The sequence below is a fragment of the Aeromonas sp. QDB11 genome, from assembly GCF_027705265.1.
Taxonomy (GTDB): Bacteria; Pseudomonadota; Gammaproteobacteria; order Enterobacterales; family Aeromonadaceae; genus Aeromonas; species Aeromonas allosaccharophila.
The window spans coordinates 1-23,580 of the sequence record NZ_JAPDBM010000059.1; the positions used below are offsets into that span (position 1 = coordinate 1).

General features: G+C 56.1%; 24 protein-coding genes and 1 other RNA gene. 9 read left to right on the forward strand and 16 right to left on the reverse strand.

What is annotated here, in order from left to right:
• Positions 1-551 precede the first annotated feature (551 nt).
• The 13 genes from OKC40_RS17320 to OKC40_RS17380 form a co-directional block, all read right to left on the reverse strand.
• The gene (locus OKC40_RS17320; protein WP_234601611.1) at positions 552-1,322 is read right to left on the reverse strand and encodes an oxidoreductase; all 771 of its coding nucleotides are present in this window, start codon (positions 1,320-1,322) and stop codon (positions 552-554) included.
• Positions 1,322-2,011, reverse strand: coding sequence for an acylneuraminate cytidylyltransferase family protein (locus OKC40_RS17325; RefSeq protein WP_234601608.1), 690 nt, complete (start codon positions 2,009-2,011; stop codon positions 1,322-1,324). The genes OKC40_RS17320 and OKC40_RS17325 overlap by 1 nt, the downstream gene beginning before the upstream one ends.
• A 23-nt stretch (positions 2,012-2,034) precedes the next feature.
• Positions 2,035-3,006, reverse strand: coding sequence for a Gfo/Idh/MocA family protein (locus OKC40_RS17330; protein WP_234601606.1), 972 nt, complete (start codon positions 3,004-3,006; stop codon positions 2,035-2,037).
• Positions 3,006-4,067 (reverse strand): nucleotidyltransferase family protein, encoded by a 1,062-nt coding sequence (locus tag OKC40_RS17335; protein ID WP_270796227.1) that lies wholly within the window; start codon positions 4,065-4,067, stop codon positions 3,006-3,008. The genes OKC40_RS17330 and OKC40_RS17335 overlap by 1 nt, the downstream gene beginning before the upstream one ends.
• A gap of 12 nt (positions 4,068-4,079) precedes the next feature.
• The gene (locus OKC40_RS17340) at positions 4,080-4,724 is read right to left on the reverse strand and encodes an acetyltransferase (protein ID WP_182937719.1); all 645 of its coding nucleotides are present in this window, start codon (positions 4,722-4,724) and stop codon (positions 4,080-4,082) included.
• Positions 4,717-5,790 carry an N-acetylneuraminate synthase gene (neuB, locus tag OKC40_RS17345; protein ID WP_270796228.1) on the reverse strand — a complete coding sequence of 358 codons (1,074 nt, stop codon included), beginning with the start codon at positions 5,788-5,790 and terminating at the stop codon, positions 4,717-4,719. Before neuB ends, OKC40_RS17340 begins: the two co-directional genes overlap by 8 nt.
• Positions 5,787-6,947: a UDP-N-acetylglucosamine 2-epimerase gene (neuC, locus tag OKC40_RS17350; RefSeq protein WP_182937717.1), complete on the reverse strand. Its 1,161-nt coding sequence runs from the start codon at positions 6,945-6,947 to the stop codon at positions 5,787-5,789. The genes neuB and neuC overlap by 4 nt, the downstream gene beginning before the upstream one ends.
• A gap of 2 nt (positions 6,948-6,949) precedes the next feature.
• Positions 6,950-8,092: a LegC family aminotransferase gene (locus tag OKC40_RS17355; RefSeq protein ID WP_182937716.1), complete on the reverse strand. Its 1,143-nt coding sequence runs from the start codon at positions 8,090-8,092 to the stop codon at positions 6,950-6,952.
• 9 nt (positions 8,093-8,101) lie between these two features.
• On the reverse strand, positions 8,102-9,205 hold the full coding sequence (locus tag OKC40_RS17360; RefSeq protein ID WP_232093546.1) for a UDP-N-acetylglucosamine 4,6-dehydratase: 1,104 nt from the start codon (positions 9,203-9,205) through the stop codon (positions 8,102-8,104).
• 253 nt (positions 9,206-9,458) lie between these two features.
• Complete coding sequence (locus OKC40_RS17365; protein ID WP_234601602.1) at positions 9,459-10,280, reverse strand: cobalamin-binding protein; 822 nt, start codon at positions 10,278-10,280, stop codon at positions 9,459-9,461.
• Entirely contained in the window at positions 10,273-11,235 is a 963-nt protein-coding gene (locus OKC40_RS17370) for a cobalamin biosynthesis protein CobD/CbiB (RefSeq protein WP_270796230.1), read from the reverse strand. The genes OKC40_RS17365 and OKC40_RS17370 overlap by 8 nt, the downstream gene beginning before the upstream one ends.
• Positions 11,232-11,924, reverse strand: a complete 693-nt coding sequence (gene mtnN / locus OKC40_RS17375) for a 5'-methylthioadenosine/S-adenosylhomocysteine nucleosidase (RefSeq protein ID WP_234601599.1) — start codon at positions 11,922-11,924, stop codon at positions 11,232-11,234. Before mtnN ends, OKC40_RS17370 begins: the two co-directional genes overlap by 4 nt.
• A gap of 169 nt (positions 11,925-12,093) precedes the next feature.
• Entirely contained in the window at positions 12,094-13,026 is a 933-nt protein-coding gene (locus OKC40_RS17380) for a ZIP family metal transporter (RefSeq protein WP_270796232.1), read from the reverse strand.
• Here OKC40_RS17380 and OKC40_RS17385 point away from each other — a divergent pair.
• A complete protein-coding gene (locus OKC40_RS17385; RefSeq protein ID WP_234601590.1) occupies positions 13,018-13,275 on the forward strand; it encodes a hypothetical protein in 258 nt (85 codons plus the stop codon). The genes OKC40_RS17380 and OKC40_RS17385 overlap by 9 nt on opposite strands.
• A 72-nt stretch (positions 13,276-13,347) precedes the next feature.
• On the opposite strand, the gene suhB is transcribed toward OKC40_RS17385, so the two are convergent.
• Positions 13,348-14,151, reverse strand: a complete 804-nt coding sequence (gene suhB, locus OKC40_RS17390) for an inositol-1-monophosphatase (RefSeq protein ID WP_042060219.1) — start codon at positions 14,149-14,151, stop codon at positions 13,348-13,350.
• Positions 14,152-14,350: 199 nt separating this feature from the next.
• Between suhB and OKC40_RS17395 the strand changes: the two genes are divergently transcribed.
• The 3 genes from OKC40_RS17395 (at position 14,351) to emrD (ending at position 17,145) form a co-directional block, all read left to right on the forward strand.
• Complete coding sequence (locus OKC40_RS17395) at positions 14,351-14,806, forward strand: hypothetical protein (protein ID WP_042060217.1); 456 nt, start codon at positions 14,351-14,353, stop codon at positions 14,804-14,806.
• A 217-nt stretch (positions 14,807-15,023) separates the two neighbouring features.
• Positions 15,024-15,686 (forward strand): glutathione S-transferase family protein, encoded by a 663-nt coding sequence (locus tag OKC40_RS17400; protein WP_043819510.1) that lies wholly within the window; start codon positions 15,024-15,026, stop codon positions 15,684-15,686.
• A gap of 262 nt (positions 15,687-15,948) precedes the next feature.
• Positions 15,949-17,145 (forward strand): multidrug efflux MFS transporter EmrD, encoded by a 1,197-nt coding sequence (emrD, locus tag OKC40_RS17405; protein ID WP_270693997.1) that lies wholly within the window; start codon positions 15,949-15,951, stop codon positions 17,143-17,145.
• Between the two features lie 166 nt (positions 17,146-17,311).
• Here the strand turns inward: emrD and ssrS are convergent.
• Positions 17,312-17,493, reverse strand: a non-coding RNA gene (gene ssrS, locus OKC40_RS17410) — 6S RNA.
• A gap of 16 nt (positions 17,494-17,509) precedes the next feature.
• Positions 17,510-17,842, reverse strand: a complete 333-nt coding sequence (zapA, locus tag OKC40_RS17415) for a cell division protein ZapA (protein ID WP_005333910.1) — start codon at positions 17,840-17,842, stop codon at positions 17,510-17,512.
• 173 nt (positions 17,843-18,015) lie between these two features.
• On the opposite strand from zapA, the gene OKC40_RS17420 reads away from it, so the two are divergent.
• The 5 genes from OKC40_RS17420 (at position 18,016) to gcvH (ending at position 23,380) form a co-directional block, all read left to right on the forward strand.
• Positions 18,016-18,585, forward strand: a complete 570-nt coding sequence (locus tag OKC40_RS17420; RefSeq protein WP_005333908.1) for a UPF0149 family protein — start codon at positions 18,016-18,018, stop codon at positions 18,583-18,585.
• Positions 18,586-18,762: 177 nt separating this feature from the next.
• Positions 18,763-19,986, forward strand: coding sequence for a 2-octaprenyl-6-methoxyphenyl hydroxylase (ubiH, locus tag OKC40_RS17425; protein ID WP_270796237.1), 1,224 nt, complete (start codon positions 18,763-18,765; stop codon positions 19,984-19,986).
• A 136-nt stretch (positions 19,987-20,122) separates the two neighbouring features.
• A complete protein-coding gene (locus OKC40_RS17430; protein WP_270796246.1) occupies positions 20,123-21,391 on the forward strand; it encodes an FAD-dependent 2-octaprenylphenol hydroxylase in 1,269 nt (422 codons plus the stop codon).
• A 416-nt stretch (positions 21,392-21,807) separates the two neighbouring features.
• A complete protein-coding gene (gene gcvT / locus OKC40_RS17435; protein WP_270796239.1) occupies positions 21,808-22,905 on the forward strand; it encodes a glycine cleavage system aminomethyltransferase GcvT in 1,098 nt (365 codons plus the stop codon).
• 85 nt (positions 22,906-22,990) lie between these two features.
• On the forward strand, positions 22,991-23,380 hold the full coding sequence (gcvH, locus tag OKC40_RS17440) for a glycine cleavage system protein GcvH (RefSeq protein ID WP_005333898.1): 390 nt from the start codon (positions 22,991-22,993) through the stop codon (positions 23,378-23,380).
• The last annotated feature ends 200 nt before the right edge of the window (positions 23,381-23,580 follow it).

Consider the following 23,580-nt stretch of genomic DNA (forward strand, 5'->3'; position numbering starts at 1 on the left):
ACTCAGTCCTTTGGGTGTGGCTTGTTTTGTTTGGCGACTAATCAGATCGCACAAACTGGACTGAGTTCCCTTCCTCCAGTGATCTACTATTCGGAACAGTTATTTAGGGAACTGGGGACGATTCAGGGCGCCGCTGTAGTCGTGGCAGGGGGGAGGATAGGCATCAACTCAGTCCTTTAGGTGTGGCTTGTTTGGTTTGGCGACTAATGAGATCGCACAAACTGGACTGAGTTCCCTTCCTCCAGTGATCTACTATTCGGAACAGCAATTTAGCAGGCTGCGCTTGCGATGTCCGACTTTCTCGTAGGTGGTCATACGGCGACTCCAGATAATACGGTAGGGGGGCCGTTTTGTTATCCGGCTTGAAGCCGTATGACCACTCCCTTCTGTGGGCAACTGTCAGGTGAATACCATCTTCATACAAATTTAACCAGAATGTCATATGTAATGCCGAGTTTGATTTTTGGCAAATTTTTAATTAAAAATCCCGCAGCGGTTTATTAGAGTGATGCGGGTTTTATAAAATGCATATGCATATCGTAAATGTAGATTCATAAAGAGAAACCGTCATCTACGACAATATTCTGCCCAGTCACATATCTGGATTGGTCTGACAACAAAAACATGATGCTACCTACAACATCTGAAACATCAAGCATTCCCGTTCCACAAGTCTGTTGTTTATATGCTTGACGAAAAATATCAGACTGATTATCAAATAACCCCCCTGGACTGACCAGATTAATTCTAAAACGACTGTCATTGACATATGCGACTACATATTTACTCAAGTGTTGTATAGCTGATTTTATTGCAGCATACTCCACTGGCATTGTCATTTTTGTATTTTGATAAATATCAAACTTAGGCGCAACTATGCCATATATGGATGATATATTGACTAATGAAAATGCTGTTTCGTGCTTTTTGAAATAAGAAGCGCATTGCTGGGTAAACAAAAAAGCACTACCAAGATGAAGAGACATATTTTCATTAAAGCTGGCAAATGATACATCAAAAAAATGCGAGCCATAGGTTTTGTTTCTCGGGTAGGTAGCATTGACTGCACCATCCATATGTTCCTGTTGTGCAAAGAACGCCTTGATGCTTACCTCACAGGTTACATCCAGCGATATCAACCTCAAATTTTCGTCTGCAGTATCGACACCCAGATTGATAAGACGTTGAGTCATTAAATCAACATTGATATCTGCCGCGATCACGTTAGCTCCTTGGTCCAGGATGGATGGCACCAGACGAGAACCCAGTAAACCACCTGCGCCTGCGACCAAAAAACACTTATTTTTTAACAAACCTTTCATTATTTCCATTCTCCTATAATAACCTCTGCCAGTTTGAAGTCATAAATATCATCAATGTCTACTGCTCGTTCTTTAGGCACTTCGATACTGGCTACTTTTCCCGAGAATATTCCATAATTTCCTAACACAAAGGCTGGAGTCGTCGAATATACCACAGTAGTAATATCAAATACTTGGGGGGTATCCTGACGACGAACAACTTCACAAGAGGGTTTATTTACTAACTCAATGAATCCATCCACTGTTTCCTTCACCATATTGAAATAGGGGCTGCGATTGGCTGGTGTGACGGAGATACAGATATCGGCATTCTGCTCATGACGTTTGGTAATAGCCGCCTCAACATCAAACACACTACGCAGAGGGCTGGTCGCTGGCAAACTGATAAAACCATCAAATGCCCCATAATGTGCAGTAACCCACTCAATGGCATGTCGCCAAGAAAGCCACTCCGGGCTGGTATCAGTCGCGAGCTCTGCAGGGCGTTCAATGACAACTGCTCCTAATGAGACTGCAACATATGCAATTGCTGGGTCATCCGTAGAGACAAATACCTGACTAATAGAAGGTGATGCCATAGCTGTTTCGATAGAATACTGTATCAAGGGTTTGCCCGCCAATGGGCGAATGTTTTTACCTGGCAATCCTTTTGAGCCACCTCGGGCGAAAATGAACGCGAAATTTTTCATCTGATTCGAGATCCGGTTACATGTTATCGATGATGAGAGTGTGCTTTGATCTGTTCAATCAGCGCAACCGTTTGTGTGGCATCATCGATAGAGATACTGTGATTTTTTGCACCCTGAATAAGATTGACAAAGTCGGTTATCATGCCGAGATACATTTTATTTTTATCCCAAGCAGGCTCACAATAAATGGCCTCAATACCGTTGGCCGAGCTCAATGAGACCGAGTTTTGAATAAGGTCCCACTCCAGCGTACCTTCACTGCCAATCACTCGGCATTTGCGATGCGCTTTTCGTTGGAGAAAATCCAGGTGAACAGTAGTAATGGTGCCCGTTGTGCCATCAAGCATGATATCTGCCATGTCCTCAACCGACAGACCAAGTTCTTCGGAGGAGAACAGACTTGAATATTTCACTTGAAGTGGCCCAAGCAGCCATTGGATATAATCGAGCTCATGGCTGAGCTCCAATAACACCCCGCCACCCAATTCCGCACGGGCGGAGACACTATGGCGGTAATCTTTGTTGGGGCGCCAATCGGGCAAATATTGTCCAATCTCGACATTAGCATAGTAGCAACGCCCCACTTTTTTCTCATCCAATAGTTCCTTCATGAGCAATGCTGACGGTAAATAGCGAAGACAGTATCCGACCGCAACAGGAGTATTATGCTCACGACTTGCAGCCTGGATGGCCTCGCAGTCTGCAAGTGATGCAGCGAGAGGTTTTTCAATCAAGACTGGAATACCGGCCTCTATCAGAGGGATTGCGTGAACCGCATGCAATGTCGCAGGGGAGGCTATGATTGCTAGTTCAATACGATGCTGAATCAATTCTTCTACCGAAGAAACAAATACATCGCAATCACTGACCTCGGCTGCGGCAACCTGACCACTTGCTGACATAGCGTAGATGGAAGCTAGAGGGTAGATGTATTTAATATTCTTTCTATGGCGAATAGATATATTACCTAGGCCAATGACTGCAATACGCTCCATTATGACTGTAATCCCAGAGTCGCAATATCAGACTGAGCCCTGTTGAAATCTTCCATCCTGCCAATATCCAGCCAATACTCATGAAGAGGAAACATAGATATCTTTTTATTTTTATACATATGTTTCTCAAGTAGAGTTGGCATATCAATACACTCTCCTTTCGGGACTGATTGCACAATATGAGGCGCAACGACATAGATACCAGCATTAACAAAAAAGTGATATACTGGTTTCTCAGTCATGCTTACAATATTATTTCCATCCCCAGTGACCACACCATAAGGAATTTGATAACTATACTCACGCACACACATTGTAGCATCTGAGCCATTCTTCACATGAAAATCGAGAAGACTATTAAAATCTATAGTAGTCAACACGTCACCATTCATTATGATTAGTGGCAAGCTAGGTAAATTGCTAGGTAATAGCCCTAATGCTCCACCAGTTCCCAACGGTTTTATTTCATGTATGTACGTAATATTTACACCCCATGCAGAGCCATCACCAAAATAACTGGTTATTAACTCTGGCATATAATGTGTAGAGATATAAATGTTTTTGAATCCGGCCTTAATAAATTGATTAAGCAGCGTCTCCAAAATTGGTTTATCACCTACTTTTAGCATAGGCTTCGGACATGCGTCCGTGAGAGGCTTTAATCGGGTTCCAAAGCCACCCGCCATGATCAATACAGGATTATCATAGCTCGGCTCCTTCGTTGTCTGCTCCCAAGTCTCAAGTCCGATCAACTGACAGGACTCATTAAGGATAGGTAAAGAGAGGATACTATAGGCGCGCATGGTCTCTAGTAGTTGCACATGTGATAAATGGGCCGACACTGTAATTGGGGTGCGATTCATAACCACGGTCACGCTTTGGGTCAACTCCACATTACTCAGAATCGCACGACGGATATCCCCATCGGTCACAACCCCGAGCAGATGCCGCTCTTCATCAACGACCAAGCAGATTCGCAATGCAGCTGCATTTATCACTGCCAATGCATCCCGCACAGTGTGCTTGGTGGACAACACGACTTTTTCCCAATCCTTACTCATTCAACTCTTCCTCTACTGCTTAATGGGCATAACAATACCTTTGGCAACATATGCGATCTGCGCCGTCCCCAACGAACGGGTCACATTGGCACCCGCACCAACAACGGCATCATCACCGATATCGATTCCCTGAATGACGGAAGCCCCCGTGCCAACATGTACGCGGCTCCCAGTGAACACCCCTCCGGATAAGACAGAGCCCGTGGCAATATGGTTATCGGCCCCAATTTGGCAATCATGATCCACGATGGCGCCTGTATTTATAATTGTGTTCGGGCCGATCCGGGATCCTGCTTGGATAATCGCCCCCGCCATGACCTGAACTCCTTCTGCTAACTCAGCGTAATTCGATACCATGGCATGCGGCGAAACAACTTGGGCGAAGCGATAGCCCAATGCTTGGTAATGGAAAAATTTTTCGGCTCTCAACACATGCCCAGGTAAAGAGCCAATGCCATTGACTAATTCAACTTCATTCGGAGAGAAGCTCAGAACCTTGCTTTCATCATTCCAACACGGAATATCAGCAAGTACGATACGTCCAGCCCCCAAGCTTGGAGTGACTAGAGCCACTGGGATTCGCCCTTGACTACGCAATATATCCACCAGCACTGAAGCATGTCCTCCAGCACCCAGAACAATCAGTGGCTTATTCATAGATCGGTTCACCCTCCAGATAGCTATGTTTTGCAGGTTGCCCTAGTAGCTGCCAGTAGGCATAGGGACTCATTCCATCGCCAGGGCGTTTGATGGCGAGATTGTTGGCACAGAGGATGGCGCCCTCCTCAATGTCGCAAGCAGCCACCAGGCTCTTGCGTGCGATCTCCTTGTTCTTGATCTCGCTCGGGCGTGGCCCCTTGATGCCATCCCCAAGTGCCAGTTCCACATCGCGGATCCCCTGCACCATGGCGGCCAGTTCATCGGGTTCTAGAGAAGCCTTGTGATCAGGCCCTTCCATGTTGCGATCCAGAGTGAAGTGCTTCTCGATAAGGCAGGCCCCTCGGGCCACCGCTGCAACGGGAATAGTGATGCCCTGGCTGTGATCCGAATAACCGACCGGCAACCGGAATGCGTGAGACAACGTATCCATGGCTTTGAGGTTGATATCCACCATGGGCGCCGGGTACTCGGTCGTGCAATGCAACAGGGTCACCTTGTTGGCAAGAGCTGCCTGACCGGCCTCGCTTGCATAGGCAGCCATGAAGGCGGCCTCACCGGGCTGCGCATCCTGCGGCGCGGTCAATCCGAAGGCTATCACCCCTAGGGCCGCCTCCACTTCTGCCAACGTGGCCATACCGGTCGAGACGATCAACTCGCAACTGGTGCGAGCATGGGCCAGTACGAAAGGCGCATTGGTCAGATCTCCGGACGGGATCTTGAGGGTCTGCAACTTCAACCTGTTCACCAGAAAGTCCAGGCTCTCGGTATCGAAGGCGGTAGACAAAAACGCGATACCGAGAGACTCGCAATGGGCGATCAGACGAAGATGGGCATCGAACGAAAGCTCAAGGCGGGAGAGCATGGCAAACTGGCTCTCTTCCTTGCCGGTGTTGGCGGTTTGATAAGCAGCCTGCTTGGCCTGGCGGGTCACCAGATTGGCCGCCTTGAAGGTCTGAAACTTGACGACATCGACGCCTGCCCGGTGGGCAGCATCGATCAGTGCCACGGCGAGTGCTTCGTCGCCATTATGGTTGACGCCGGCTTCGGCGATGATGCGGATCATGGCGACGGACTCCTGTCGAGATCATGGAACTGTTTGATGGTGGGGATGGCAAAATGCTTCAGGCGTGCCACGATTTGGCCGCTGGCGTCCCCTGCACCATAAGGATTGACATAAGCATCCGGGCCCATAGGCTGCAAGGCCTTGGCAATGCATTGCGTAATGACCTCAGCCTTCGCGTCGCAATGAAGCACACTCTTCGCTGCCAGGCGCCCTTGTTGGCGTTGGCCGATATTGATGGTCGGGACACCCAGAGAAGGCACTTCAATGATGCCGCTCGACGAGTTGCCGATCACGGCGGCACAGTGTTTCACCGCGCTCAGGTAACGTCTGTAACCCAAAGACGGGATGGCCAGCACGCGTGCAGGATTGGCTGCCGCATACTGCTCAAGCAGTGGAATGATGGCTCGGCCACCGTCATCTGCATTCGGGTACGTCAGGATAACCTGATGGTCGGGATAGTTATCCAACGCCGCCAGCAAGGCACTAAAACTCTCCCTGGCCGGTTCATCGGCCAGAGTCACGGGGTGATAGGTCACCACGAAGAACGGTGAGTCCAACGTAAACCCAAGAGAGGATTGCAGCTCGTCCATGGACAGCAGCGGTGTCTTGATGATGTGGTCCAGACCGACGGCACCTACGTTGAACACCCGCTCAGGCGCCTCCCCCAACTGAATGACACGCTGTCGATAGGGCTCGGCGGCCGTGAAGTGCAGGTAGCTCAACTTGGTAATGGCATGGCGAATGGCGTCGTCATAAGCCCCCTCGGTGATCTCGCCACCATGGAGGTGTGCTACCGGTATGCGCTGCAACATGGCCGCCTGGGCAGCAGCCAGCGCTTCAAAGCGATCCCCTAGGATCACCAGCACATCCGGTTGCAACCGGGCCAATGCATCTGCCAGCCCGAGCAAGGCCACGCCCATGCTTTTGACCACCCCCACAGAGGTATCGGAGGAGAGCAGCATCTCGATGCGCTCATCGATCTTGAAGCCATCCTGCTCTATCTGCTGATAGGTCAGGCCGAACTCGGGGGACAAGTGCGTACCCGAGACGATCAGCTTGAGCTCCAGGTCGGGATCCGCGGCAATGTCTTTCATCAACCAATAGAGCAGCCCGTATTCGGCGCGAGTACCGGTAAAGACGGCAATGGTGTTGGCCATGTTCAGACCTCGACAGGCGAGCTGGGCAGGTTGATCAGATGGGCTTCCAACCATTCGGCATTGCTAAGCTCCCCACGCAAGGCATGAGAGAACATGGGCAGGCGATGCATCAGCTTCCATACAGGCCGGGTCATGACACCAGCCTTGTTCAGCTCGGTCAGCAACGTATCCCGCTGGGTCTTATCTTCACAGACAATCGCATTGAGCCAGTAGTTGGAGCGTCCATAAGAAGGCTCGGTCACAAACTGGCATGCCTGTCCCTTGAAGAACTCGGCATAGTGCATGGCAAGCGCCCGCTTTTGCGCGAGGAATTGCGGCAGGGCTTCCATCTGGGCACATCCGAGGGCCGCATTCAGATTGGGCATCCGGTAGTTAAAGCCGGGTTCATCATGATAGAACTCGAACGGATGGGGTACCTTGGCGGTGGTGGTGATGTGCTTGGTGCGCGCCCCCTGTTCGGCATTCTGGCAGAGCACCATGCCACCACCACCCGTGGTGATGATCTTGTTGCCATTGAAACTCAGGGCGGAAAACGCACTCAGCGTCCCCGTGTGTTTGCCTTTGTAGTAGGAACCCAGGCTCTCGGCAGCATCTTCCACCAGGGCGATGCCCCAGGCCTCGCACACGGCCTGAAGCTCATCGAGTTCAACCGGATGACCCAAGGTGTGCATGGGCACGACGGCTTTGAGGCGGCGTCCGCTTGCCTTGTGGATCGCGCCTATCTCGGTGCGAGACGCATGCTCTTCCAACCAGTTGGCTAGGGCAACGGGGCACAGACCCAGGCTCTGGCGTGATACATCGACGAACACGGGTTCTGCGCCCATGTGATACAAGGCATTGCAGGTCGCCACAAAGGTCAGGGGCTGTGTGATCACCAGATCCCCTGCCTGCACACCTGCCATGTAGAGCGCGATATGCAGCGCCGCCGTGCCATTCATGGTGGCAACGGCACGGGCTGAACCGGTAAAGGTGGCTATTTGCTGCTCGAACTGCTCAACATAGGCTCCGACACTGGAAACGAAGGTGCTTTCGAGGGTATCGAGCACATATTGACGTTCATTGCCGACAAAGGTCGGGGCGTGAAGAGGGATGAAGTCATCGGTTTTGTAGGTATCACGAATAAAACGGATCAATTGAGTATGCATACCGATTCCTTACATCTTGCCGTCGAGATATTTGCCCGTTTCTTTGTGACCAAAATCCGGGATCATGGCGAAGAACAACTCGACGATCTCTTTCTTGTCCCAGGCGCGTTTTGTTTTCATGGCTGCAATGGTCTGCTCGAAATGGTTGAGCTGATCATTCTGATATGAGGGTTCATTCTTGATGATGCCCAGGTTCTCGAACCGGGCCATATCCAGCACTTCCTTGTCCGTGAAGAACTCTTCGAAGTCTTTTTCACCCGTGGTGTCACTCTCGGTAAAGAGGCAGGGCCACATCCCCTGCTCAGGCAAGCTCGCCATCAAGGCTCTGGCTTCATCCTCGTCCTTGCACAGATGCGGCTTGTAACCATGCTGCGCCAGATACTTCACGGCGATTTCGGCGAAGGTAATCAGGTGCAGGGATTCGCTGAGCTTGGGGAAGAAGATATCCCTGTTCTCACCAAAGATGCAGGACATCAGGCACAGCTCACCGGACTCCTGGGGGGTCACGAAGTAGCGTTTGATGTCGTTGGGGGCGACGATGGGCTGACGCTTTTGCAAACGCAGGTTGAAGCCATGCAGCAAGGAGCCATCGGAGAAGGCCACGTTGGCAAAGCGCGCGGTTGAAATGGCAATCTGTTCGCTGCGGCGCATCAGGAACATCTCCATGATGCGCTTGGACGCCCCCATCATGTTGACCGGATTGGCCGCCTTGTCCGTCGAAACACAGAAATACTTTTTCACTCCCATGTCGATGGAGTGCTGGATGGTTTTGTCCGTGTTGAAGACGTTGACATCGATCATGCGCATCAAGGTGAAAGGATCTTTCTCACTGCGTACATGTTTGAGCGCAGAAAGGTTGAGCACGTAATCATAGGCGCCGTCAGCTTTGATAAAGGCGTCATATTCAATGGAGCCGATATCCAGGGCGAACGTCTGGAAATCACCATCGATATACCCGAACGAGCTGCGGATATCGCGCACCAGCTCGACCATGTTGTTTTCGCTGATGTCGACGACATGCAATTTGCGTGGATTTCTCTTGAAGATCTCTTTGGTCACTGCCTGACCAATAGAGCCTGCCCCGCCCAATACCAAGAATCGGGAGTTCGTCACGGTTTGCCAGAGCAGTGTATCTACGTGTTGGACATCCCGAGTAAATAAGGAAATGTTACGACCAATAAGGGCAAGTATCTTGTCGTTCATTTTATGTCACCAGAGCAAGGCAAGAGAGTGAAGGTCATTACTATGAGAATGTCATCATTTCTCATCTTAAAAGAGGCTTATGGGCATAGTGCCTTTCATGCGTCTGCAACTTTGGGGCCAACTTTAGATTGTAATGACAATATATTATCTCGATTCAAGGATGTTACGGTCTGATCGATCTACAGATCTGCTCCACCGCATTGAGGGCTCTCGGGGTGAAGCGGTGCAGCTCATCCGAGTTGATCAAATCGAGTCGCCGATGCGCTACAGCGTCCAGATTGGGCCACTTTTGCCAGTGACGCAGGGCGTCAGGATCTTGACTCCCTGCCAGGATTAACGTGGGGTTGGCTCTGATCACCTGTTCCATGTCCACTTGAGGGTAGGGGGTCTTGGCATTCGCCATAATGTTGATCCCGCCGCAAAGCTCGATTGCCTGAGCAGGCCAGGCATTGCCACTGACGCTGGTGAGCGGCGGGTACCAGAGCTGGTAGAACACCTTGACGCCGGTTGGCTGGCCATAACGCTGTTGCAGGTCATACAGGTGCGCCAGATAGCGATCGGCGGCTTCGTCGGCACTCTTCTCCACACCCAGCAATTTGCCGAGAACCCTCATCTCGGTAGCCAGCGAGGCAAAATCGGTGGGCTCAGAGTAGAAAACCGGGATCCCTAGTTGTTCCAGCGGGGCCAGCATTCGTGACTGGGCCGAGCGCCAGCCGAGAATGAGATCCGGCTTTTGCGCCAGCAGCGCTTCGACATTGATGCTGCGATAATTGGCCACCTTGGGCTTGGTTTTCACCTCGAAGGGATAATCGGAGGCATCGTCGATAGCGACCAGCTTGTCACCGGCACCGATGTCATAAAGCAGCTCGGTAAGATGGGGAACTACGCTCACCACCCTGCTCGGTGTGGCCGCCAGCAGCGCACCGGGCAACCAGGCCAGCAGTGTGCAGGACAGCCAGGTCAGCAATCGCAGCCATCTAACCATGAAATAACCCTGCCACCGTGACAAGCAGCGCCAGCATCAACCAGCCCCAGCCCATTGCTTGCAGAATATTGAGTACCTTGCGCGGTGACTCGCCATCGGGGTCATTACCGCTGCCAAGTATCGGCCAGCGTTGCAAGGTTCCCTGATAATAGCGGGGGCCACCAAGGCGGATCCGGCACTTGCCAGCAAGTAGCGTCAGCAGCATCCCGATAGCGGGATAGGGCCAGAGCGCACCGCTTCGCAGCAGTTGAGTGGCCTGCCTGATACGGGGCAGCAGGAGCGGCAGTCCCAGCAGCAGGATAGTGGGGGCATTGAGTCCCTGATAGAGGGCGCTGGCGGCACGGCCAAAATAGCCAAAGGCGGGATCCTTCATGCTCCAGCCCTGGCTCATCAGCTGGGTCAGCCGCCAGAGCAGGGCTCCCTGCACCCCGGCGAGAGCGTACCCCAGCAGCGGGCCAGCCCATTGGCCGACCAGACGCAGGGCGCAACTTTCGGTCATCGCTTTGGTAATGCCCATGGCAGAAAGTTTGCTGGTCTCCCGCTTGAGCCAAGGGGCAGACTGCAATCGGGCCAGCGGCAGGGTCTCCTGCGTGGCGAGCGAGCGGGTGGCATGGGCGAGTTCGCGCAGCGGACGGGATTCGATCATCAGCAGCAGGAGCAACAGGTCAAACAGCGGCTCACTCAAGGCCAGATTGCGCAATGACCAGAGTCCGGCCGCGCAGGGAACCCAGACCACCAGCATCGCCAGCATGCCCGCTTGCAGCTGCTGGCGTGGTGTGCCATCGGCTCTGTGCACCTTGTGACCCAGTCGGGTCAGCAGGGGCGTGACGGCCGAGAGCCGCAGATGGGATGGCCACGGGATCACCGCCTCCAGCAGGGCTGCCCCCACCAGAATGGCCGCCGTCGTCGAGAAGAGGGCATCAGCTATCAGTTCGAGCGAGCCTGTTTCGATCACAGCTTGCCGAGCATCTTGATGATCATTTCGGCGGAGTGTTTACCCGCGACTTCGATAAAGGCATCAAAGGATTCAACCTGTTCCTTGCCAGCAATATCGGACATGGCGCGTACCACCAGATAGGGCACTTTGAACATGTGGCACACTTGGCCGATGGCGGCACCTTCCATCTCGACTGCCAGCATTTGCGGGAAGTCGGCGCGGGCCTTGGCGATGGCGTCCGGCTTGCACATGAACTGATCGCCGGTACAGATAAGGCCAACCTTGGTCTGATGCTTGCCCTGCTCGGCGATGCAATCCTCGGCGACAGCGATGAGCTTCTCGTCGCAGGGGAAGGCGACGGGCTGCTGCGCCATCTGGCCCATCTCGTAACCAAAGGCGGTCACGTCCACATCGTGAAAGCGCATCTCGCTGGCGATCACCACGTCACCGATGTGCAGATCCTGAGCAAAGCCGCCTGCAGAGCCGGTATTGATGACGCAGTCGGGAGCGAATTTTTCCAGCAGCAGACTGGTGGCCACGCTGGCGGCGACTTTACCTATGCCGGAGCGGGTCAGGATCACCTCTTTGCCTGCCAGCTCACCTTGATAGAACTCGCAGCCGCCCAGTTGCAGGGTGGTGGGGTTGCTCATCTGGCTGCGCAGCAGGGCTACTTCTTGCTCCATGGCGCCGATAATACCTACTTTCATTGCTGACCTCGTCTTGCTAGCCGTGTGGCTGAATTTAAGTTGCTGTAGATCATAACAAAAGATGGCGTCGGCGCCGAGAGGCGCAAGCGAAAGGGGAGATAAACGATGGCACGCCATATGGCGTGCCATCAGTTGCTAATTTAGCGTGGGAGGGAAACGAGTGGAGCGTTTAGCCGAGGGCGGTGTCGAGTGTCATCATCAGGGCAAAGCCCGCCATCAGGCCGAGGGTGGCATAGGTCTGATGACCGTTGCGGTGGGTCTCGGGGATCACCTCGTGGGAGACCACGAACAACATGGCACCGGCGGCGAGTCCTAGCCCTATCGGGTAGGCGATGGCAAGACCGCTGGAGAGCCCCACCCCGAGCAGGGCGCCTAACGGTTCCAGCAGGCCGCTGGCGATGGCTACCAGCACGGCGACAGAGGGGCGAAAACCGGCGGCGCACATGGCCAGCGCCACTGCCAGTCCTTCTGGAATATCCTGCAATGCGATGGCGGTGGTAAGCGGCAGCCCCACCGACATATCCCCCTGGGAGAAGCTCACCCCGATGGCCATCCCCTCCGGCAGGTTGTGCAGGGCGATGGCAAAGACGAACAGCCAGACCCGGGAGCACTGCTCGTGGCCGGGACCGCAGGGGCCGGTTTTGTCATGCTCGTGCGGGGTGAACTGATCCAGCCCCAGCATCAACAGCACCCCGAGGGTCATGCCGACAACCACCACGGCGGCGGCATTAAAGCCGTTGCCGGTGATCCCCTCGGCGGCTTCCAGCCCCGGCAGCAGCAGGGAGAAGGCACTGGCGGCCAGCATCATGCCAGCGGCAAAGCCCAACATGGTGTCCTCAACCTTTTGCGGCACAGCCCGCAGGAACAGGGCGGGCAGGGCGCCAATGGCGGTGGCGGCAAAACCGGCTGCTCCCCCGATCAGGCCGTAGCGCACCCCGCTGGTTACGTCGCCGGTCGCCAACATGATCAGGCTCTGTAGCAACAGGAGCAACACCGCGACCAGCGCGATAAAGAGGCCGCGAGCAGTGAGCGGGCGGCTTTGCATCTGGCTGCGCAGTTGCTGTGACCAGGATAACGGGGGGAGGGCAGAGAGATGGTCCATGACATGACCTCGGATGTGCAAAGTGGATGGTGGCATTACATCGACTCGGCAGCCCCTTGTCCATGTCTGCAAGACGATTGCCGCTATCGGAAAAGCGAGGGAGACATTTATCCAGGCAATATGGGTAGCTTAATCAGCAGCCAAAGGCTGGCGGTGAGAGGGGGGGCGGAAATGCTTGAAGTGGGTGTTGAGTGGCAAATGGGGATGTATCGCCATACTTTTAAACAGAAGGTTGATGTCGGCACCTGAAGGTCGGATGTCAGAGACAAAAAAACCGGCTTGCGCCGGTTTTTTTATGTTGGTGAATGCTGGGGAGCTGGCTTATTTGGCCAGGGATTCCGGCAGCTCTTCACGGATCTTGCCGAGCATCTCTTTCAGGACGCGCGGGTTGGCAACCACGATGTTGCCGGAGTTTTCGTAGTTGTGACCACCGACGAAGTCGGTGACGATGGCGCCAGCTTCTTTGGCCAGCAGTTCACCGGCAGCGGTGTCCCACGGCTTCAGGCCGATTTCCCAGAAACCATCGACGCGACCGGCAGCCACATAGGCCAGATCCAGCGCGGCAGAACCGGAGCGACGGATGTCGGCACATTCGATGAACATGCTTTGGAACATCTTCAGGTACGGCTCGATGTGATGCTTTTGCTTATAGGGGAAACCGGTTGCCAGCACGGTGCCAGCCAGCTCTTTGGCTTTGCCGACACGGATGCGGTAGCCGTTCAGCTGGGCGCCGTTACCACGGGTAGCAGTGAACAGTTCGTCACGGATGGGATCATAAACAACGGCTTGTTCGGTTTTGCCTTTCACGCGCAGCGCGACGGAAACGGCAAAGTGCGGAATGCCTTTGACAAGGTTGGTTGTGCCATCCAGTGGGTCAATGATCCATTGGTAGTCCGGATTGGTACCGGCAATCTCACCAGACTCTTCAGCAACAATGCTGTGCTCCGGGTAAGATTTTTTGATGGTGTGAATGATGGCCGCTTCGGCTTCACGGTCAACGTTGGTCACGAAGTCATTGCTGCCTTTTTGGATAGCCTCAATGTTCTCGGGCTGGGAGAAGGCTTTTACTACAACTTGACCGGCGTTGCGCGCAGCGCGCACGGCGATATTCAGCATCGGATGCATAGGTTCACCACTGGATGTTAAAGAACGGGGGATAAAAGGACGCGGTATGATACCAGTATTTTGTGCGATGGCAACTGTTATCCCCCTACGACCAATTGATTAGCACTGCCAGATTTGACGGCTCCAATATAGACCAGATCTGCGCTAGTCTTATCCCAGCAGCCTGATACCGGCTGTCATGAGCATAGGGATATGAGCCATGAATTTGTCATTAGTGAGTCAGAACGTGTCAGCGACCAGTGAAGGTCTGTTGGCCATTTTGCGGTCATCACCGGAGTATGGTGATCACTTTGCCCACATCGCCGTGACCCCCCTTGCCCAGTGGCAACCGGCCAAGACGGAGGCGGCGATCTTGCTGATCGACGGGGATGCCCCCTGGCAGGATGCCGGATTTGCCCGCGCAGAGGACGAGACGATCGGCTTGCCGGTCTTGCCGCTGCTGATCCGCAAGGGGGACAAGGAGTTGACGGTCTGCGGGCCGGATGTGCGGGATCCCCGTTTCTATTTTGTCTCAAACGGCATCGTGCTGGATGAGTCGGAGCTGGCCGAGCCTGCCTGCAGCCGGGTGTTGCTGCGCAAGCTGGAATCCTACTTCCCGCTGCTTTCCCGCCTGATCATGCTGCGCCAGCGCAAGCCGGTCGCCATGCTCAACTAGTCACGCCTGTTTTTTGATTACACAAGCAACACACCGCGGGCCAGATTGGCTCGCGGTGTGTTGCTTTTTAATGGCCCGCTGTCGGTGATTTGTTGCAAGATGAGGCGGCAATGGTTTGGTCTCGCCATCGAGCCGAGCTATCTATACCGACCCCTACTATTTCGAGTCGTACTATTCCGATTCGAACTATCCGGCTATGACCAACAAGGAGTGAATCATGATCGACTTTTACACCGCCGCGACCCCCAATGGTTTCAAGGTGGCAATCGCCCTCGAAGAGCTGGGTTTGCCCTATCGGGTCATTCCCCTCGATTTGTCGGCGCTGGATCAAAAAAAGCCGGAGTTTCTGGCCATCAACCCCAATGGCCGCATTCCGGCGATCGTCGATCGGGATAACGACGATTTCGCCGTGTTCGAATCGGGTGCCATCCTCATCTATCTGGCGGAGAAAACGGGCAAGTTGCTGCCCGCCGACCCCAAACGCCGCTCTCAGGCCATCCAGTGGCTGATGTTCCAGATGGGCGGGGTCGGGCCCATGATGGGGCAGGCCAACGTCTTCTATCGCTACTTCCCGGAGAAGATCCCCGCCGCCATCGAGCGTTATCAGAAAGAGGGGCGCCGCCTGTTCGAGGTGCTCGACAGCCATCTGGCCCACCACGAATATCTGGCGGATGAGTACAGCATCGCCGACATTGCCACTTGGCCCTGGGTGCGTATTTATGACTGGAGCGGCATCTCCATCGAGGGGTTACCCCATCTGCAAGCCTGGATGGATCGGATGGCAGAGAAGCCTGCCTGCCAGAAGGGGATCACCATACCGCCGCGCAAGGAGCAGCCCGATGAGCTGATCAAGCAGGCGCAACAGATGGTAACGCGTTGATTTTTAACTGCCAACGGGACGCCATGCCCCGTAATATTAGAAAAACTAGGGCAAGCTGATTATAAAGATTCGTTCGTTTTTTGTGAGCTGAGTCACTATGATGCCCCCATACCACCAAGCGTCCTGTGTGGTGGTCTGGCGGGCTCCCCGCCTACTGTTTCCAACACTGTTTTTGATTGCATCACAGCATCTGTGATCGGATTCCTCTGGGCTATTTTGTGCCAGAGGGGCGGCAGCATTTTTTCGATTTTTTGGGACTGATATGGATCGGCACAGTTTTTATCCGTTGTTTTTATTGACCATTCTGATGGTCGCTGTGGGCCAGATGACCCAGACCCTTTATGTTCCCTCCATTCCGATGATGGCGGGGGATTTCAATGTGGCCTCGGGCCAGCTGCAGGCGGTGATGGCCTGTTACCTGATCCCCTATGGCCTCTCCCAGTTTGTCTACGGGCCGCTGTCGGATCGTATCGGCCGTCGCCCGGTGCTGATCGTCGGCATGATGGTATTTCTGGTGGGCACCCTGACCATCCAGCTCATCCCGCACTTCACCGCCTTGCTGGTGGGCAGCTTTATTCAAGGGCTGGGGACTGGTGCCGGTGGGGCCATGAGCCGCACCGTGATGCGCGATCGCTACAACGGCGCCGAGCTCAACCGCGCCAACAGTCTGGTGAGCATGGGGGTGATCTTCTCCCCGCTGCTGGCACCTGTGCTGGGTGGCTGGTTGACCGAGCTGTTCAACTGGCGCGCCGGTTACTGGTTCCTGTTCGGCTTTGGCGCCGTGGCGACCCTGGCCATTCTGGCCTGGTTTGGCGAGACCCTGCCCGTTGCTGCCCGTCAGCCGCTGCGCGTCGGTGCCGCCTATCGCCATGTGCTGGGCAACCCGCGCTTTCAGGGTAACCTGCTCTGCCTGATGGCGACTTTTGCCGGTTTGGCGGTGTTTGAAGCGGCGGCCGGTGTATTGCTCGGTGATGTGCTGCAACTGAGTGCCCGCACCGTGAGCGTGCTTTTCGTGCTGCCGCTGCCCGGCTATCTGTTCGGTGCCTGGCTCTCTGCCAAGCTGAGCTTTCGCCTGAGCCAGGGCAAGCTGATGCGTCTGGGGATCGCCTTTCTGGCGCTGGGGTCGCTGATCATTCTGGTGCCGGGGCTGTTCGGTGTGGTGAGTGCTGCCTCGCTGGTCGGTGGTGCGGCCGTCTACTTCATCGGTAGCGGCATTCTCTACCCGACCGCTACTTCCTGCGCCATCGAGCCCTTCCCGGGTCAGGCGGGGACGGCTGGTGCCATTCTCGGCGGGATGCAGAATCTGGGGGCCGGTGTGGTGACCCTGCTGGCCGCCGGTTTCCCGATGACCGGTCAGGTGACCCTGGGGGCCATCATGACCCTGATGGTGCTGATCGTGGCGTTGAGCTTTGTCTGGTTGCGCCACCACGGCTCCCCCCACGAGCAGATGGCCATCTGATCAGCCGCTCTATTTGCGCCTGGAGCAAGCCCACCCTCAGCGGTGGGCTTTGTTTTATCCGAAGAACGGGCAGGGAGATCGCATTCGCTTGATGGGGTGATCGCTGCGGTGAGGTGAACTTCAGGCAAAGAAAAAGCCCGTCACGCAGGTGACGGGCTTTTGCTGTTGGTACCCCGAGATGCCGTTGCCGGTTTGGGCCCTTGAACCGTAGGTTCAAGGCGGGAATCGAATCTGACCGCAGGCTTCTCGGTCGTGCCGAGCATGCGCAATAGCCAGAAGGCCGATCCCCTGTTGGGTATGATTATCGGCTCGGGGACTTGAACCGGCTGACAAACATCCCAGGGAATTTTAAAACGGTTTGCGATTAGGGCTGTTGCCCCTCTTCGCTTGAATCACCATATTGTCCGTGCTCGATCAGGGCCGCTTCGATGGTGCGCTGCAGCATCTTGATCCGCTTGTCCATGGTCTCAGAGTATTGGTGGTTCTTCTCTTTTTCAAGGCAGAGCTCATGACAGAAATTGAGCGCCGCCATGATCGCCAATTGCTCGTTGCTGGAGACTTTGGAACGTTGACGCAGGTCGATCAACTTGTCGGTCAGCTGCTCGGCGGCCTGGCGCAGGGCATCCTGCTGTCCCAAAGGACAGGATACCTTGTAGGGACGTCCCAAAATGACGATTTCTACGGCCTCTGTGCTCATGCCTTCCTCAATACGGCGGAGCTGATTTCCGCCTTTATCCACGTGGACAACTGGGCGGGACTATATAGCGCAGATGCATAAGTTTCAAGGCCTTGCTGGCTCTGGAAGAGGGAGAATGCTAGGATCCTGACCATTAATTCTGCAAATTTGACTGAACTTTGAGCGGATCCTCGATGAGCAAAACGAACCCCCTTAAATATGCGGCAGTGGCCGACATCATGGAACAGCATGAGCTGATGGCCAGCGCAGTAGAGGCCCATGGTGTGATCTGCGGTCTGGTGTGTGGTGGCGTGGCACTGGACGACAAGAGCTGGCTGCCCCATTTCAACGATCTGGTGAACGACGGTTTCGGCCTGCCGGCCCCGGTGCGCCAGGTGATGACCGATCTTTATCACAATGTGGTCGAGAGCCTGATGGCCCAGAAGGGCGTTGAGCTGCTGCTGCCAAGCGATGATGCTCCCCTTGATGAGCGCATCGATTCGCTGGTGGACTGGTCACAGGCATTTCTGGCCGGTTTCGGCGTGGTGCAGCAGGAGCTCTCCCGCGCGTCGGAAGAGCTGCAGGAGATGATCCAGGATATCGCCAGCATCACTCAGGTCTCTGCCGAATTCGATCAGGAAGATGACGAAAACGAAGCCTCCTTCCTGGTGCTCTACGAACACGTCAAACTGGGGGTCATGATGGCCTTCGAAGAGTTTGGCAAGCGCCCCGATACCCCGAGCGCGCCGCCGACCCTTCATTGAGGTGCGGGTCAAAGCGACCCTTATTGAATCTGCAAGAGCGCCTGATGGCGCTCTTTTTTATTCCCTCGTGGTGGCTAACCCTGTGAGGCGCAACTGGTTTTTTGCCGGTGACCTCGCATTCGGCCAGCGGCTTTGTGATAGCATGAGGCCACCTTTTTCACTTCTTCCTCTCTGCTTATGTCTCAATCTGATGTGCGACAGGTCGATGTCACCCTGGTCGGCGGTGGAATGAGCGGCGCCGTGCTGGCGCTCTCGCTGGCAGCCCTGCTTCGATCCGATGGCTCCCCCCTCGAGATCCTGCTGCTGGAGGCAAGCGTCCCCGAACAGCACACCCATTCAGGGTTCGATGCCCGCGCCATTGCGCTCTCGGCTGGTACCTGTGATGCGCTGTTGCGACGCGGACTCTGGCCGCTGTTTGCCCCCCATTGCGCCCCCATTACCCAGATTCATGTCTCGGATCGGGGCCACTGCGGTCAGGCTCGCCTGTCGGCGGCTGAATACGGTCTGCCCGCGCTGGGCCAGGTGATCGAGCTTGCTGCTGCCGGTCATGAGCTGCAACGGGCGATGGCGGCCTCTCCCAATATCCGGGTCTGCTGTCCGGCCCGGGTGAGCGAGATTGCGCCCGATGAGGAGAAGGTGACCCTCACTCTCGAGAGCGGTGAACAGATTGAGACCCGCCTGCTGGTGGCGGCAGACGGCGGTAACTCCTTTGTGCGTCAGCACTTCAAGTTGCCGGTGACCCGTCACGACTTTGAGCAGCACGCCATCATCGCCACCGTCAAAACGGCGCAAGACCCTGCAGGACGCGCCTTCGAGCGCTTTACCGAAGGGGGCCCGCTGGCCCTGTTGCCGATGCAGGAGGGGCTCTCCTCGCTGGTATGGAGCGTCGGGCAGCATGAGGTGGATGAGCTGATGGCCCTCGATGAGGCGGCGTTTCTCGCCCGTCTGCAGCAGGCCTTTGGCTGGCGGCTCGGCCGCTTCGAGCGATGTGGCGTGCGTAACGTCTATCCGCTCATTCTGACCGCCTGCGACTATCCGCTGGCCCAGCGTACCGTGCTGGTGGGCAATGCCGCCCACGCCCTGCACCCCATCGCCGGGCAGGGCTTCAACCTCGGCATGCGGGATCTTGACCTGCTTACCGGGGCGGTGGCCAAGGCGCTGGCAGAGGGCGAGGATATCGGCAGCTTCAAGGTGCTGAACGGCTACTGGCAGCAGCGCCAGCGCGATCAGGCGCAGACCGTCTGGCTTACCTCCTCGCTGGCCCAGCTCTTCTCCAATGGTCACGATCCGCTGGTGGCAGGGCGCAATCTGGCGCTCACCCTGATGGGGCGGCTCCCGTGCCTCAAGGCGCCGCTTGCCTCGCGCACCCTGGGCTTTGTCGCTGATGTGTGCGGCAACTAGCCAGCACTTGTTGAGTGGAACCTGTTGACCGGAAGATGGTGACCGCCATTCGTTGATCAAAACCTATTGAATAAAGAGGTGATGCCTGCGGGCGTCCCCTCGCTGGCCAGCCGGTCAGCCCAGAAAGGATGAGATGATGCAGATGCAAAATGTGGATGTGGTGATTGTCGGTGGCGGCATGGTGGGGCTGGGGCTCGCTGCGGCCCTGAAACATAGCGCCCTCAAGGTGCTGGTGGTGGAGGGGCAACTGCCCGACCCGCAGCTGGGGGAGGTGGCCGATAACCGGGTCAGCGCCCTGAGTCTGGCCAGCCAGCAGATCCTGCGTCATGTCGGCGCCTGGGACGGCATTGAAGCGCGTCGCCTGCAGGCCTACGACAAGATGGCGGTGTGGGAGCAGGACAGTTTCGGCCATATCGACTTCGATGCCGCCAGCCTGCGTCAGGCCAACCTCGGCCACATCGTCGAGAATCGGGTGATCCAGCTGGCGCTGCTTGAGGTGATTGAAGGTGCCAGCAATATCCAGCTGCTGACCCCCGCCAGAGCCAAGAGCCTGCAGAGCGGCCCGGCGGGCGCCTTGCTGCTCCTTGAAGATGGTCAGGCCATCTCTGCCAAACTGGTAGTTGCCGCCGATGGCGCCCACTCCTGGGTACGCCGTCAGGCCGATATTCCGCTCACCAGCTGGGATTACGGCCACCATGCATTGGTGGCAACCGTGCGCTGCGCCGAACCCCACGAGGCGGTGGCACGCCAGATCTTTACCCCGGATGGCCCGCTCGCCTTTTTGCCGCTGTGGCAGGAGAACCTCTGCTCCATCGTCTGGTCGCTGCCTGCGGCCCGCGCCGAGGCGCTCTGCACCTGCGATGACGAGCAGTTCAACCGCCAGCTGACTGCCGCCTTCGACGCCCGGCTCGGTCTGTGTAAGGTGGAGGGGCCGCGCAGCGCGATTCCTCTTACCGCCCGCTATGCCCGCGACTTTGCCCGCGAGCGGCTGGTGCTGGTGGGAGATGCCGCCCACACCATCCACCCGCTGGCGGGGCAGGGGGTCAACCTTGGCCTGCTGGATGCTGCCGCGCTGGCGGAGCAGATCTTGCAAAATCATGCCGCGGGCGAGGATATCGGCCTGCTCGCCAACCTGCGCAGCTACGAGCGCTGGCGTAAGAGCGAAGCGGCTCGCATGCTGACTGCGATGGAAGGGCTCAAACGGCTGTTCAGCGGGGCCAACCCGCTCAAGAAGCTGGTGCGGGGCGCGGGATTGCGCGCGGCCAATCTGCTGACGCCCTTCAAGGAGGGGGTGATCCGCGCCGCCATGGGGCTGGAGGGCGAGTTGCCCGCATTGGCCCGTCCTGACTGGGCTGTTGCTGCGACCAAGGGCAGTGCCATGCAGGCCAAGGGTGAAAAAAACTAATATTACTCGCCGTTTTTGACAACAAAAGTAATCCGACAAGGCTGATGACCCGTTTTGGGTGTCAGCCTTTAATTTTGCTCTGGAGCGAAACGTTTTTCTGCAAATTGTGACGAAACGGTAAAAATCAAAATTTAATCTCGCCTGAGTCGGCTTATGGCTGTTTTTATCACTGTATTTATCTTAGTGTCTGGAGTCAGTTTTACGGGAGGGGATTAGTTTTTTTTGAGCGGCACGCTCGCCTGCTTGTCATATAATCCGCTCCGTTCAAGGAATCCCTCTTGCCTGGCAAGGGCAGGAGCGAGCACACACTTTTGGATCCGGTCGCTTTTTGCTGTACGTATTGCAGTCAGAGTGGTGGCGTGGGTCGCAAGGGTGGTCGCCAAAGCGAAAAGGCTTTTTGCTAAGGAAAGAATGCGATGATCCAGACTACTGTACTGCATCCCAAACACCTGGAAGCCGGCGCCAAGATGGTGGACTTCCACGGTTGGGAAATGCCCATCAACTACGGCTCCCAGCTGGAAGAGCACCACGCGGTGCGCAGCGATGCCGGTATGTTCGATGTCTCCCACATGACCATCGTCGATTTGACCGGCGAACGGGTTAAAGCCTTTCTGCAACACCTGCTGGCCAACGACGTGGCCAAACTCACTGCCCCCGGCAAGGCCCTCTACAGCGGCATGCTCAATCCGGAAGGCGGGGTGATCGATGACCTCATTACCTATTACCTGACCGATACCTTCTACCGGCTGGTGGTCAACTCCGCTACCCGCGAGAAGGATCTGGCCTGGATCCGCCATCACGCCATCGATTTCGACGTCACCGTGACCGAGCGCCCCGAGCTGGCGATGATCGCGGTGCAGGGCCCCAACGCCAAGGTCAAGGCAGCTGCTGTGCTGAGCGCTGCCCAGCGCACTGCCGTGGTGGGAATGAAGCCCTTCTTCGGTGTGCAGGCTGGCGATCTCTTTATCGCCACTACCGGTTACACCGGCGAAGATGGTTATGAAATCGTGGTGCCGCAAGAGAAGGCCTGCGAGCTGTGGCAAGCGCTGCTGGATAACGGCGTCGCTCCCTGTGGTCTCGGTGCCCGCGATACCCTGCGCCTCGAAGCGGGGATGAACCTCTACGGTCAGGACATGGACGAGTCAGTCTCTCCGCTCGCCGCCAACATGGCCTGGACCATCGCCTGGGAGCCGAGCGATCGCCACTTCATCGGCCGCGACGTGCTGGAAGCGCAGAAAGCGGCGGGCAACCAGCCCAAGCTGGTGGGTCTGGTGATGGAAGAGAAAGGGGTGCTGCGTGCCGGTATGCCGGTCACCTTCACCGCGGCAAACGGTGAGAAGCGGGAAGGTGTGATCACCTCCGGCTCTTTCTCCCCCACCCTGGGCTACAGTATTGCCCTGGCGCGGGTGCCCCGTGATATCGGCGAACAGGCCGAGGTGGAGATCCGCAAGAAGCTGGTCACCGTGAAGGTCACCAAGCCCGCTTTCGTCCGTAACGGCCAGAAGCTGGTTTAATACCGTCTTGGGGGAGGGCTGTGCCTCCCCCCATCCCTTTTCATATTCGTTTTTAAACGCGACTCAAAGATCAAAGGAAGCACAAATGAGCCATATCCCGAGCGAACTGAAATATGCCACTTCCCACGAGTGGATCCGTGTTGAAGCCAACGGCGAGGCCGTGGTCGGTATCACCGAGCACGCCCAGGAGCTGCTGGGTGACATGGTGTTTGTCGAGCTGCCGGAAGTGGGCAAGCAGGTCAGTGCCGGTGACGACTGCGCCGTGGCCGAGTCGGTCAAGGCGGCCTCCGACATCTACAGCCCGGTGAGCGGCGAGATCATTGCTGTCAACGAAGAGCTGGAAGGGAGCCCCGAGCTGGTCAACTCCGACCCCTACAGCGCTGGCTGGCTGTTCCGCATCAAGCTCGATGACGAGAGCGAGCTGGCCAACCTGCTGGATGCCGAAGGCTACCAGAACGTGGTGGACGAAGAGTAATGCCCCCGGCCCTGCACCAACGTGCGGGGCCTTTTGTATGGCTGCCGATGGAGTCGACAGCAGGGTGAAGTCACTCGTATCCGGCGTGTTGTGGTTTAGCCAGCGTTCGGTTTACAGGGTGATCCCCGGGGTGCCAGCGAGCATCCAGTGCCGTGCTCTCTTGGCTGCGGCATAGCGAACATGAGTGGAGTCGGTATCAG

Coding starts and splice junctions, on each gene's coding strand:
- OKC40_RS17400 (WP_043819510.1), top strand. CDS start 15,024: ATGATCGACTTTTACACCGCCGCGACCCCCAATGGTTTCAAGGTGGCA.
- OKC40_RS17320 (WP_234601611.1), bottom strand. CDS start 1,322: ATGAAAGGTTTGTTAAAAAATAAGTGTTTTTTGGTCGCAGGCGCAGGT.
- OKC40_RS17355 (WP_182937716.1), bottom strand. CDS start 8,092: ATGCATACTCAATTGATCCGTTTTATTCGTGATACCTACAAAACCGAT.
- mtnN (WP_234601599.1), bottom strand. CDS start 11,924: ATGAAAGTAGGTATTATCGGCGCCATGGAGCAAGAAGTAGCCCTGCTG.
- OKC40_RS17340 (WP_182937719.1), bottom strand. CDS start 4,724: ATGAATAAGCCACTGATTGTTCTGGGTGCTGGAGGACATGCTTCAGTG.
- suhB (WP_042060219.1), bottom strand. CDS start 14,151: ATGCATCCGATGCTGAATATCGCCGTGCGCGCTGCGCGCAACGCCGGT.
- ubiH (WP_270796237.1), top strand. CDS start 18,763: ATGTCTCAATCTGATGTGCGACAGGTCGATGTCACCCTGGTCGGCGGT.
- OKC40_RS17335 (WP_270796227.1), bottom strand. CDS start 4,067: ATGAGTAAGGATTGGGAAAAAGTCGTGTTGTCCACCAAGCACACTGTG.
- OKC40_RS17365 (WP_234601602.1), bottom strand. CDS start 10,280: ATGGTTAGATGGCTGCGATTGCTGACCTGGCTGTCCTGCACACTGCTG.
- neuB (WP_270796228.1), bottom strand. CDS start 5,790: ATGATCCGCATCATCGCCGAAGCCGGCGTCAACCATAATGGCGACGAA.
- neuC (WP_182937717.1), bottom strand. CDS start 6,947: ATGGCCAACACCATTGCCGTCTTTACCGGTACTCGCGCCGAATACGGG.
- OKC40_RS17420 (WP_005333908.1), top strand. CDS start 18,016: ATGAGCAAAACGAACCCCCTTAAATATGCGGCAGTGGCCGACATCATG.
- gcvT (WP_270796239.1), top strand. CDS start 21,808: ATGATCCAGACTACTGTACTGCATCCCAAACACCTGGAAGCCGGCGCC.
- OKC40_RS17395 (WP_042060217.1), top strand. CDS start 14,351: ATGAATTTGTCATTAGTGAGTCAGAACGTGTCAGCGACCAGTGAAGGT.
- OKC40_RS17380 (WP_270796232.1), bottom strand. CDS start 13,026: ATGGACCATCTCTCTGCCCTCCCCCCGTTATCCTGGTCACAGCAACTG.
- OKC40_RS17385 (WP_234601590.1), top strand. CDS start 13,018: ATGGTCCATGACATGACCTCGGATGTGCAAAGTGGATGGTGGCATTAC.
- OKC40_RS17430 (WP_270796246.1), top strand. CDS start 20,123: ATGCAGATGCAAAATGTGGATGTGGTGATTGTCGGTGGCGGCATGGTG.
- gcvH (WP_005333898.1), top strand. CDS start 22,991: ATGAGCCATATCCCGAGCGAACTGAAATATGCCACTTCCCACGAGTGG.
- OKC40_RS17325 (WP_234601608.1), bottom strand. CDS start 2,011: ATGAAAAATTTCGCGTTCATTTTCGCCCGAGGTGGCTCAAAAGGATTG.
- OKC40_RS17330 (WP_234601606.1), bottom strand. CDS start 3,006: ATGGAGCGTATTGCAGTCATTGGCCTAGGTAATATATCTATTCGCCAT.
- emrD (WP_270693997.1), top strand. CDS start 15,949: ATGGATCGGCACAGTTTTTATCCGTTGTTTTTATTGACCATTCTGATG.
- zapA (WP_005333910.1), bottom strand. CDS start 17,842: ATGAGCACAGAGGCCGTAGAAATCGTCATTTTGGGACGTCCCTACAAG.